We start from the raw sequence: 11,046 nt of genomic DNA, 5'->3' as shown, positions 1-11,046 counted from the left end.
GCCCTACGGAATCCCCGGCCGAGTCCTCGGCACCGGACCGTCCAGCCTCCGTGGCGGCCTTGGCGCGGGCGGCGTCGAGGCGGTCCGCCGCCTTGACCGCGCGCTCATACCGCGCCTCCTGCCACTCCGTCACCCACTGCGGCGCCGCCTCCATCTCGGGGACCCCGTCGGCCGACCACATGAGCAACAACCCGAGCGCGTGCTTGCAGGGGAACTTCCGGCTCGGGCAACTGCACCGGTACGCGGGCTCGGTCAGGTCGACGCACGCCAGGTAGGGCTTGGCCCCGCTGCCCTTGCACTCGCCGTACAGGACAGTGCCCGTCGCGCCACGCGACGACCATTTCCCAGGCGCCGCCACCCCCTGGGCCGCCTTCTGGGAGGAAGCGTCAGGGGCGAGGGCGAGCACCTGATCACGGCTCAACCGTTCGATCACCTGCTGCAGACTAGCCAGCCCGACCGACATTTCGCCGCCACTCCGCCCCCTTAAACTGTCCCGGGTGGAGCTCAAGATCTACCCCGACGGTCCGTCCGTTCAGGTGACCGACGAAGCCGCCGCCCTGGCCAGCACGCTGGAGGGGCAGCTGGTCCTCGACGGCACCCGTTTCCTCCGCAGGGACGTCACGGGCGCCCCGGTCGGTTTCGTGGAGCGGCCGCCCGTCGCCGCGGCGCTCGACCTCCTCCCCCACCCGGAGGGCGGCTGGTTCCGCGAGACGTGGAGGTCGGCGGTGACGTTCCACCCGGACGGGTACGCCGGGCCGCGGGCCAGCGCCACCGGCATCTACTTCCTGCTGAACCCTGGCGAGGAGTCCGTGCCGCACCTGGTCAGGTCGGACGAGGTGTGGTTGTGGCACCGCGGCGGCCCGCTCAGCCTGACGGTCGGCGACGCCACGATCATGCTGGGACCGCAGGTGGAGGACGGCCAGGTGCCGCAGGCGGTCGTGCCCGGCGGGGTGTGGCAGTCGGCCCGCCCGGCCGGCCCCGACGCCGTCCTGGTGAGCTGCATCGTGTCGCCGGGCTTCGATTTTGCCGACTTCACCGCATAGGCGGGGTTGTTAGATAGAGGTATGCCGAGAGGAAGATCGACAACCAGCTCCAGGGCATGGCGCTGGCCGTGGAAGGGCGGTTGAGCCGGCTCATCCTCACCGTCACCCTCGGCACCGGCCAGCGCGTCACGAACGGCCATCTCTTCCGGGAGGCGGCCAAGGTCAGGCGCCTGCGAGGCGGTTTCGCCGAACCGGCGCAGGGCACCCGTGGGGCCATGAAGGTAAAAGAATGGACCGTGCGCATTCAGCTGACCGAGGACGGCGACGACACCGCGGCGCGGGCGGCGCTCACCACCGACGACGGCACCGTGATCGTCGGGAACGGACGTGCCAAGCGCAACCCGTCCGATCCGGCGGTGCCCGAGATCGGGGACGAGCTGGCGGCCTCACGCGCCCTCGCCGACCTGGCCGAACGGCTGGCGGTCAACACCCAGCGGGACATCGCGAGCTCGGCCGATTCGCCCACGCCGAGCCGCTCTTGGTGAACATCAGCATCCACGCTGATCCTGCTCGAGGGATATCGAGTTGACGGGCGACCGGCCGGAACGCTGATATGGCGACCCATGAGCAAGATGCACGCCGACGAGTTGGAGACCGACGAGTCCCTCGTCCGCCGGTTGGTGGCCGCGCAGTTCCCGCAGTGGGCGGACCTGCCGATCGAGCGGTTCCCCTCGCCGGGCACGGTCAACGCGGTCTACCGGCTCGGCGACGACCTGTCCGTACGGCTGCCCCTCGCCGAGTGGTGCGTCGGCGACGTGGAGAAGGAGCGCTGGTTGCTGCCGCGGCTCGCTCCGCTGCTGCCGGTCGCCATCCCCGAAGTGCTCGGGACGGGCGTCCCCGGAGCGGGATTCCCGTGGCCGTGGTCGGTGTGCCGGTGGCTGCCCGGCGGCAACCCCGAGACCGGTGACGAGCCCCTCGCCAAGGATCTGGCGGCGTTCGTGGCCGCCGTCCGTCAGGTGGACCTTCCGGACGGGCCGAGGGCGTACCGGGCGGGTCCGCTCAGCGAGGTGGACAAGGCCACCCGGCACGCGATCGGCCGGCTGGACGGGCTGATCGACATGGCGGCGACGACGGCGATCTGGGAAGCGGCCGTACGCACGCCGGAGTGGCCGGGCCCGCCCGTGTGGACGCACTCCGACCTGATGCCCGGCAACCTGCTGGTCGAGGACGGCCGGCTCACCGGAGTGATCGACTTCGCGACGGCGGGCGTGGGCGACCCGGCCTGCGACCTCATCCTCGCGTGGAACCTGCTCACACCGGAGGCCAGGGACGTCTTCCGCGCCGGGCTGGACGTGGACGACGACACCTGGGCCCGGGGCCGCGGCTGGGCGCTGTGCATGGCGGCCGGCCAGCTCGACTACTACCAGCACACGAACCAGGCGATGGCGGCCAACGCACGGCACACCCTCCAGGAGGTGATCATCGCCTGAGGTAACGTCGGCACTCTCCCCGTCGCTCGATCAAGGAGAGTCGTATGGTCCGCAAAGCCGTGATCCCGGTGGCCGGCCTGGGCACCCGGCTGCTGCCGCTGACGAAGGCGCTGCCGAAGGAGATGTTGCCGATCGGCGACAAACCCGTCATCGAACACACCATCCGCGAGCTCGTGGACTCCGGCATCGACGAGATCACCATCGTCACCTCGGCCCGCAAGGACCTCGTGCAGCGGCACTTCGCCCCGGACGCCGACCTGGAGGAGCAGCTGCGCACCGCCGGCAAGGGCGACCTGGCCGACGCGGTGGCTGAGCTGTCGTCCATGGCCCACATCACGTACCTCTACCAGAGGGGTCCCTACGGCAACGGCACGCCGGTGCTCAACGCCGCCCGCGTCATCGGCGACGAGCCGTTCATGGTGTTGTGGGCCGACGACGTGTTCGTGGCCGAGGTGCCGCGGGCCAAGCAGCTGAAGAGCGCGTACGAGGCCACGAAGGCCCCCGTCCTGGCCCTGATGCCGATGGCGGTCGAGGACGCCTCCCGCTACGGCGTGCCCGTCGTCGAGGAGGATCTGGGCGGCGGCCGGCTGCGGATCTCGGGCCTGGTGGAGAAGCCGGCCCCGGAGCAGGCCCCCTCCCGGTACGCCGCCATCGGCGGCTACGTCGTCACCCCCGGCGTCGTCGAGGAGCTGGAGGCGGCCACCCGCAGGTGGCACGAGAACCCCGAGGGCGAGATCTACCTCACCGACGCCCTGCACCGCCACGCCGCCCAGCACCCGGTGTACGGGCAGGTCATCGACGGCACCTGGTGGGACACCGGCTCGCCGCTCAACTACCTCAAGGCCCAGTTCGCCGCGGCGCTCGCCGACCCGGCCTACGGCCCGGAGCTGCGTAGGCTGGCCCGTGAGAGCGGCTGAAACTTGGGTTCTCCAACAGAACAGCACGTCGAAGACCGCGACCCGACCGTCCGACCCGCAGGCGTGAAACAGGAACCCTCACGGCAACCGTGGGAATCCCCTTCAGGGGGGAGGTAGGTCAATGTCTGTCCGCAGAACATACCCGAACCACCTAAGAGGAGGGCCCCGTGAGCCGACAAATCGTTTCCATCGTGGGCGGCAAAGAAGCCGCCGCCACGGCCACGTACGAATCGACCAACCCGGCCCGGCCGAGCGAGGTCGTGGCCCGGGTCGGCATGGCCGACGCCGGCGCGTTCGCCGCCGCCTGCCGCACCGCCAAGGAAGCTCAGCGCGAGTGGGCCAAGGTGCCCGCCCCCGTGCGCGGCCGCGTGATCGCCTCCATCGGGCGGCTGGTCGAGGCCAACACCGAGCGGCTGGCCCGGCTGGTCACCGAGGAGATCGGCAAGCCGTACGCCGAGGCGCTCGGCGAGGTGCGGGAGATCGTGGACACGTGCGACTTCTTCCTCGGCGAGGGCCGCAGGCTGTACGGGCAGACCGTGCCGTCGGAGATGCCGGACAAGAACCTGTTCACCTTCCGGAACCCGGTGGGCGTGGCGGCGGTCGTCACCGCGGGCAACTTCCCCGTGGCCGTGCCGTCGTGGTATCTGGTCCCGGCCCTGCTGTGCGGCAACGCCGTCGTCTGGAAGCCCGCCGAGTACGCCGCCGCCTCCGCGCACGCCATGTTCCAGCTCTTCGCGGCGGCGGGGTTGCCCGACGGCGTGCTGAACGTGGTCTTCGCCGACGGCGCCGAGACCTTCCGCGGCCTGGAGCTGGCCCTGGAGGAGGGCAGCGTGCACAAGGTCGGGTTCACCGGCTCCAGCGAGGTCGGCAGGAAGATCGGCGAGCTGACCGGGCGGCACCTGCAGTCGGCCTGCCTGGAGCTGGGCGGCAAGAACCCGATGGTGATCATGCCGGACGCCGACCTGGACCTGGCCGTCGAGGGCGCGTTGTTCTCCGGCTTCGGCACCGCCGGCCAGCGCTGCACCAGTCTCGGCACGGTCATCGTGCACGAGAGCGTGCATGACGCGTTCGTCGAGCGGTTCACCCGCGCGGTACGCGAGGCCAGGATCGGTGACCCTGCGCAGGACGTGCTGGCCGGCCCGCTGCTGGACCAGAAGTTCGCCGACCGGTACGAGGATTACCTGGCCTGGATCCAGCCCCACCACACGGTCGTGACCGGAGCCACCGGCAAGATCACCAAGGACAACCCGCGCGGCGACTTCGACGGCGACGGCGGCCTCTACTACCACCCGGTCGTCGTCGACGGTGTCCAGTCCGGCGACCGCCTGTTCATGGAGGAGACGTTCGGCCCGATCGTGGGCGTGACCACGTTCGCGACCCTCGACGAGGCCGTCGAGCTGGCCAACCTGCCGGGCTACGGCCTGTCGAGCTCCATCTACACCACCGACCCGAAGCACGCCTTCCGCTTCCGCGAGGGCGTCTCGGCCGGCATGGTCAGCGTCAACAACTCCACGTCGGGCGCCGAGGCCCACCTGCCGTTCGGCGGCAACGGCAAGTCCGGCAACGGCAGCCGCCAGTCGGGCATGTGGGTGCTCGACCAGTTCACCCGCTGGCAGGCGATGAACTGGGACCACTCGGGCCGCCTGCAGAAGGCGCAGATGGACGTCGCGGAGATCGTTCCCGACCTGGACTTCCGCCTGTCCTGACGGAGAACGGGGCCCCGTTCGGGGCCCCGTCTCACGTGGACGATCAGACCAGGCCGGCCTTCTCCAAGGACGAGCAGACGGTGTTCACCAGCAGGCGGGTGACGACGTACGGGTCCATGTTGGCGTTCGGGCGACGGTCCTCGATGTAGCCCTTCTTCTCCACCTCGACCTGCCACGGGATACGCACGGACGCGCCGCGGTTGGACACGCCGTAGCTGTACTTGTTCCACGGGGCGGTCTCGTGGGCGCCGGTCAGGCGGCTCTCGACGCCGGAGCCGTACTGCGAGATGTGCTCCAACGGCTTGTCACCCTCGCCGAGCGCCTCGCAGGCGGCGATGATGGCGTCGTAGCCCTCGCGCATGGCCTTGGTGGAGAAGTTGGTGTGCGCGCCGGCGCCGTTCCAGTCGCCGCGGGCGGGCTTGGGGTCGAGGGTGGCCTCGACGCCGAACTCCTCGGCCGTCCTGTAGAGCAGGTAACGGGCGATCCACATGTGGTCGGAGACCTCGACCGGACCCGCCGGGCCGACCTGGAACTCCCACTGGCCCGGCATGACCTCGGCGTTGATGCCGGAGATCGCCAGCCCGGCGGCGAGGCAGCGGTCGAGGTGGAGCTCGACGATCTCGCGGCCGAAGATGGCGTCGGCGCCGACACCGCAGTAGTACGGGCCCTGCGGGGCAGGGAAGCCACCCTCGGGGAAGCCGAGCGGACGGCTGCCCTTGAAGAAGGTGTACTCCTGCTCGATGCCGAACCAGGACTCCTGGTCGGCGAACTGCTCCGCGATCGGACGCAGCAGGGCGCGGGTGTTGCTGACGTGCGGGTCGCCGTTGATCTCCTCGACCTCGGCCAGGACGAGGACGTTGTCACCGCCGCGGATCGGGTCGGGGCAGGTGAACACCGGACGGAGCACCCGGTCCGACGAGTGACCCTCCGCCTGGTTGGTGCTGGAGCCGTCGAAACCCCACACCGGAGGCTCGGCCCCGTCGGCAAGGATCTTGGTCTTCGAGCGCAGCAGAGCCGTGGGCTCGGTGCCGTCGATCCAGATGTACTCAGCCTTGTAGCTCACGGCGGTCCTTTCAAGGTTCCTTCCAGCCACGCCGAGTCTTATGGACAGCCGTTTCCCGGTTTTTGCCCGCATGTGAACGCCGTGTTAATCAGCAGCTCTTTTACCAAGGCGGATCCATGTCCCGGTCATCACGAAGATGTCACCAGGCCGTCGCCCTCGACGGTGAGCACGGCATTCGGCCCGCCCGCGCCGCACGCGGGTCCGTTCGGGTAACGCAGTCGCGGGGTGAGGTCGAGCATACGGTCCAGGACCGGCGCCCCCTCGGCGTCCAGCAGGGCCAACCGCACCCGGACCGGCCGGTCGGGCAGCCCGGGCACGTCGCCGAACGCGTGCTTCCCGCCGTCCGGGACCGCGGTCACCGAGCAGGTGTCGCCGGAGCAGGACTCCTTGCCCGGCCGGGTGGACGGCATCAGTTCGACGTGAGCCGGTTTGCAGGCGCCGTCCCAGCACACTTCCATCGAGACGGCCGTGGCCCGGCCCGCGAGGGGCCCGTTGACGTGCACCGACAGTCCGACCGGGGTACCGATGGCCGTGCAGTCCCGATCGGCCGAGCAGCCGGCGAGCAGGGCGCACGCGAGAGCGGGCCACACGAGCTGACGCATAACCCATAGGACGCGGGTCAGACGTATCGGGTTCGCGCCGCCGTGCGATCATCTACGGAGGGGGATGACTCATGCACGTTCTGTATTGCGGGGTGCGCTTCTGATGGGTGTCTCGCCGCTGGTGTGGTGGCTGACGATCGCCGGGATCGTCGGGCTGTTGCTGTTCGACTTCGTCTTCCACGTCCGCCGCGCGCACGTCCCTTCGCTCCGCGAGGCCGCGATCTGGTCCGCCGCGTACGTCGGCGTCGCTCTCGTGTTCGGCGTCGGCGTGTGGATCTTCGGCGGCCCGGCCCCCGGCACGGAGTATTTCGCCGGCTACATCACGGAGAAGGCGCTCTCGGTCGACAACCTTTTCGTGTTCCTCGTCATCATGTCGAGCTTCAAGGTGCCGCGCGCCAACCAGCAGAAGGCGCTGCTGTTCGGCATCGTGTTCTCGCTGCTGGCCAGGACCGGGTTCATCCTGCTCGGCGCGGCGCTGATCAACTCCTTCTCCTGGGCGTTCTACCTGTTCGGCCTGATCCTGCTGGTCACGGCGGGAAACCTGCTCAAGCCGGAGAGCGAGGAGAGCCACGACACGGACAACGTCATGGTCCGCCTGGCCCGCCGGCTCTTCCCCGCCACCGAGGCCTACGACGGTGACCGGCTGTTCACCGTCCAGGACGGCAAGCGGGTCATGACGCCGATGGTGCTCGTCATGATCGCCATCGGCGGCACGGACATCATGTTCGCCCTCGACTCCATCCCGGCCATCTTCGGCCTGACCCAGAACATCTACATCGTCTTCACCGCCACCGCGTTCTCCCTGCTGGGGCTGCGGCAGCTCTACTTCCTCCTGGACGACCTGCTCGACCGGCTCATCTACCTCGCCATCGGGCTGGCCGCGGTCCTGGGCTTCATCGGGGTCAAGCTCATCCTGCACGCGCTGCACGAGAACAACGTGCCGTTCATCAACGACGGCGAACCCGTGCCGGTCACCGAGATCAGCACCGGACTTTCCCTGTCGGTGATCGTCGGCGTTCTCGTGGTCACCGTCATCGCCTCGCTGACCAGCGCCAAGGGCCGCGCGCAGAACGCCGTCTCGGCGGCGCGGCGGCACGCCCAGGCGTACCTGGAGGTGGAGCACGACCCGGAGTTGCGCGAGGAGCTGTTCAGGAAGCTGCGCGCCGAGGAGGAGCAGCTCAAGAAGCTGCCGGAGAAATACCGCAAGCGCATCCGCGAGGAGGAGAAGCTGATGGCCCTGCTGCGCAGGGTCCACGAGGAGCACGACCGGCGCTGACACGCGCCGGTCGTGCGCCCCGCTCAGGTACGGCCGTCGCGCCCGTTGCCGTCGTACCCGAGCAGCCGCATCGCGGTGTCCGGGTCCATGGCGGCGGCCAGGAGCTGGGCCCGGGCGTGGGCCTCGTCGCGCTCGCGTTCTGCCTTGGCCTGCGCCGCGCGGACCCCCTTGATCGCGACCAGCGCGAGGCCGGCGCCCACGATCACCGCGACGATCACGACGAACAGCAGGAACAGCAGGCCCGGCGAGGCCACCATGGAGGAGCCCGCCGTGGTGGCGCCGTTGCCGCCCGTGCCCGTCACCGCCAGCGCGGCGATGATGGACAGGACCACGAGCCCGAGCAGGCTGGCGATGACCAGCCAGACCCGTCCCGGGCCCCGCCGTCGCGGTGGCGGCGGCGGCGCGGTGGCCGCCCCTACCACAATGGGCACCGGCGCGGGCGTCGGCGCCGGCTGGGGAGCCCACGGCACGAACTCCGGCCGATCGCCCTGCTCGGTGGCCGGCATGACGGCCACGGGCGGCGGCGCTACCACCGGCGGCTCGAGGGTCGTGACCGGCGGCGACGTCGGCGGCCCGACATGGACGGCCTTGACGCCGAGACCGCTGAAGGCCGCCGCCACGGGCACGGCCTCCTGCTCGACGACGCCGGGCAGGTCGCGGTCGATGCGGCTGTGCTCCTTGTGCGCCCTGGCCGCGTCCAGGTGGTACTCCTCCAGCTCCTCGTAGAGCTCGTCGGAGCCGTAGATCGTGCCGTCGATGAGCGGCCCCGGCTCGCGCCGGATGATCGCCACCACGTCGTCGCCGTTGAGCGTCTTGTGCGTCTCCAGCGCGTGCGCCACGCAGAGCACCTCCCTGCGGTGCTCCTGCAGCAGCCGCTCGGTCTGCTCCAGCAGCCGCACCAGGTTGAACTCGATCCGCTCCCCCAGCACGTCGGGGGTGAGGTCGGGCTCACGCTTGGCCGGCTCGCGGTCGGTGATGCCGATGCCGCCGCTGCCGGGGATGCGCTTGCGCATGGCCTTGCCGCCCATGATCTCCAGCTCCTGGAGCGCGGGCAGCGAGGTGACGCCAGAGCCCATGCCCCAGTACGACTCCATCATCGCGGTCAGGTACGTCGCCGAGAACAGGTCGCCGGACACGCCGGAGGAGTTGTCCTCGCCGAAGAACATCCGCTCCCCTGCCAGCGAGGCGAGCGAGACCATGATGTCGGCCTCGTGCTCGGACTTCCACCGGGTGAACTGGTCCTCGGGCTTGATCGAGGCGACCATGCCCAGGTAGTCGGCGCCCTTCTCGATGGTCGCGATGTCGATCTCGAGGTGGAAGCGGGTCACGTACGCCACGACGGCGTGGCAGGCCTCGTGCACGGCCACGGCGTGCCGCTCGCGCTCGATGTACTCGACGTCCTCGGGCGGGCCGAGTTGCTTGAGCCGCTTGGCGCGCAGCACGTCCGACCAGGTGATGATCTCCCGCCCGTCCCTGATGGCGGTGATCAGCGACTCGTTTACCAGGTCCTTGATCGTGGCGCCGGTGGCGTACGGGGTGATCGTGGCCAGCTTGTCGACCTGCTCGGCGGTGAGCTCGTGGTCCACCTTGTCGAAGTAGCCCTGGTAGGTGCGCACCCGCCCGGCCTTGGACGGGTAGCCGACCTTGTAGATGCGGTCGATGCGGCCCGGCCGCAGCAGCGCCTCGTCGAGCGCGTCGGGCCGGTTCGTGGCCATCATGACGAGGATGCGGTATTTGGGCGGCGGCTTGGGCCGCATCCCGAGCAACCGCCTGACGAGGCGGTTGAAGAACCCGCGCGGCTTCTTGAGCCCGGACAGCTCGGTGAGCAGCGCCTGCAGCGTGCCGGGGTCGCCGCTGCTGTTCATGCCGCCGCCCATGAAGAAGCGGTTGCGCCGGCCGGGCTCCTCCCCGTCCTCGCGCCGGGCGCGGAAGGCCAGCACCTGGCGGGTCTCCTCGGACAGGTAGTTGAACCCGTGACAGCCGTGGTGTTCGGACAGTCCGGAGAAGCCGCCGCCCGGCACGTTCGGGCCCTGCTGGGCCAGCCTCCCCCGCTTGCCCAGCGAGTCCGCCTCGTCGAAGAAGACGATCACGCCGCCGTACCGGAGCGCCAGCTTGCGCAGCTTCCTGAACAGTCCCTTCACCTTGAGGATGCCGATGCCCATGAACATGTTCGTGAACGCGCCCGGGTCCACGAACACGTACGGCTTGCCGGTCTCACCGGCCACGGCCTCGGCCATGAGGGTCTTGCCGGTGCCCGGCGGCCCCCACAGCAGCAGGCCGCTGGGGACGTACCCGCCGCGCTTCTCGATCTCGTCGGGCTTCTCCAGGAAGACGATGTTCTCCCGGACCCGCTCGACCACGTGGTCCTGACCCCACACGTCGCGGAAGCGGGTCTTGATGTCGTCGGGGAAGTACGTCTCGACGCCGCCCCTGGACAGGAACCAGAACAGGCCGACGAACTGGATGATGATGAAGAAGAACAGGAAGACGATCTGCAGGAAGAACGGCAACGCCTGCCAGATCAGCGCGGGCACCTGGAACAACGCCTGGAACGGGCTGACATCCAGCACCGCCCCCAGCACCAGGGCGGTCAGCACGACGAAAAAAGTGATCTTGAGCGCCCGCGAGAGCCGGTATCGCGTCCAGTCGTCGAAGCGCCGGTGCGTCCAGCGTTCGAAGCCGCCGAAGACCTTCTGGCTCCAGAAGCGGTGGTAGGCCGACCAATGCTCGCTGATGAGGAAGTGCAGCTGACGGATGACCTCCACGCCGAGCAACCAGAAGATCCACTGGTATTCCTGCGCGATGGCCCGCGCGGCCTCGGGGAAGGTGACGATGCCCTCGTAGTCGGCCATCACCTTCCAGGTCAGGATGAGATAGGCCGCCACCAGAGCGATGAGGAACTTGCTCCGATCCCAGAACTGCATCTTCTTCCTGGTCACGGATTCGGGGTCAGAGGGCCCGCTGCCGGGGGCACGTAGCCCTTCATGGTGAATGGTCGTGGTCAATGAT

10 protein-coding genes are annotated in these 11,046 nt (G+C 69.5%); 6 read left to right on the top strand and 4 right to left on the bottom strand.

Features of this window, described 5'->3' with window-relative positions:
* Positions 1–433, bottom strand: a 433-nt coding sequence (locus ETD86_RS28115; protein WP_246148311.1) for an SWIM zinc finger family protein, incomplete at its 3' end; no start/stop codon positions are given.
* Between the two features lie 64 nt (positions 434–497).
* Here ETD86_RS28115 and ETD86_RS28110 point away from each other — a divergent pair.
* The 5 genes from ETD86_RS28110 (at position 498) to ETD86_RS28090 (ending at position 5,096) form a co-directional block, all read left to right on the top strand.
* On the top strand, positions 498–1,043 hold the full coding sequence (locus ETD86_RS28110) for a cupin domain-containing protein (protein ID WP_246148308.1): 546 nt from the start codon (positions 498–500) through the stop codon (positions 1,041–1,043).
* Between the two features lie 56 nt (positions 1,044–1,099).
* Positions 1,100–1,528: a DUF1876 domain-containing protein gene (locus ETD86_RS59690; protein ID WP_342779313.1), complete on the top strand. Its 429-nt coding sequence runs from the start codon at positions 1,100–1,102 to the stop codon at positions 1,526–1,528.
* Between the two features lie 78 nt (positions 1,529–1,606).
* Entirely contained in the window at positions 1,607–2,473 is an 867-nt protein-coding gene (locus ETD86_RS28100; RefSeq protein WP_211370364.1) for an aminoglycoside phosphotransferase family protein, read from the top strand.
* A gap of 44 nt (positions 2,474–2,517) precedes the next feature.
* Positions 2,518–3,390, top strand: coding sequence for a UTP--glucose-1-phosphate uridylyltransferase (locus ETD86_RS28095; protein ID WP_138669166.1), 873 nt, complete (start codon positions 2,518–2,520; stop codon positions 3,388–3,390).
* Between the two features lie 167 nt (positions 3,391–3,557).
* A complete protein-coding gene (locus tag ETD86_RS28090; protein WP_138669165.1) occupies positions 3,558–5,096 on the top strand; it encodes an aldehyde dehydrogenase family protein in 1,539 nt (512 codons plus the stop codon).
* Positions 5,097–5,139: 43 nt separating this feature from the next.
* Here ETD86_RS28090 and glnII read toward each other — a convergent pair whose 3' ends face one another.
* A complete protein-coding gene (gene glnII / locus ETD86_RS28085; RefSeq protein ID WP_138669164.1) occupies positions 5,140–6,159 on the bottom strand; it encodes a glutamine synthetase in 1,020 nt (339 codons plus the stop codon).
* A 128-nt stretch (positions 6,160–6,287) separates the two neighbouring features.
* Positions 6,288–6,761 carry a hypothetical protein gene (locus ETD86_RS28080; protein ID WP_138669163.1) on the bottom strand — a complete coding sequence of 158 codons (474 nt, stop codon included), beginning with the start codon at positions 6,759–6,761 and terminating at the stop codon, positions 6,288–6,290.
* Between the two features lie 103 nt (positions 6,762–6,864).
* Between ETD86_RS28080 and ETD86_RS28075 the strand changes: the two genes are divergently transcribed.
* Positions 6,865–8,037 carry a TerC/Alx family metal homeostasis membrane protein gene (locus ETD86_RS28075; protein ID WP_138669162.1) on the top strand — a complete coding sequence of 391 codons (1,173 nt, stop codon included), beginning with the start codon at positions 6,865–6,867 and terminating at the stop codon, positions 8,035–8,037.
* A gap of 23 nt (positions 8,038–8,060) precedes the next feature.
* Here the strand turns inward: ETD86_RS28075 and ETD86_RS28070 are convergent, their stop codons facing one another.
* Positions 8,061–11,042 carry an AAA family ATPase gene (locus ETD86_RS28070; RefSeq protein WP_138669161.1) on the bottom strand — a complete coding sequence of 994 codons (2,982 nt, stop codon included), beginning with the start codon at positions 11,040–11,042 and terminating at the stop codon, positions 8,061–8,063.
* Positions 11,043–11,046: the final 4 nt, after the last annotated feature.

The organism is Nonomuraea turkmeniaca (genome assembly GCF_005889735.1).
In the GTDB taxonomy this organism is placed as follows: Bacteria; Actinomycetota; Actinomycetes; order Streptosporangiales; family Streptosporangiaceae; genus Nonomuraea; species Nonomuraea turkmeniaca.
The sequence above is the reverse complement of the archived record's forward strand: the minus strand, read 5'-3'. Positions and strand labels throughout refer to the sequence as shown.

Excerpts from the sequence above, each read along its gene's own strand:
- ETD86_RS28100 (WP_211370364.1), top strand. The coding sequence starts at position 1,607 with ATGAGCAAGATGCACGCCGACGAGTTGGAGACCGACGAGTCCCTCGTC.
- ETD86_RS28095 (WP_138669166.1), top strand. The coding sequence starts at position 2,518 with ATGGTCCGCAAAGCCGTGATCCCGGTGGCCGGCCTGGGCACCCGGCTG.
- ETD86_RS28075 (WP_138669162.1), top strand. The coding sequence starts at position 6,865 with ATGGGTGTCTCGCCGCTGGTGTGGTGGCTGACGATCGCCGGGATCGTC.
- ETD86_RS28080 (WP_138669163.1), bottom strand. The coding sequence starts at position 6,761 with ATGCGTCAGCTCGTGTGGCCCGCTCTCGCGTGCGCCCTGCTCGCCGGC.
- ETD86_RS59690 (WP_342779313.1), top strand. The coding sequence starts at position 1,100 with ATGGCGCTGGCCGTGGAAGGGCGGTTGAGCCGGCTCATCCTCACCGTC.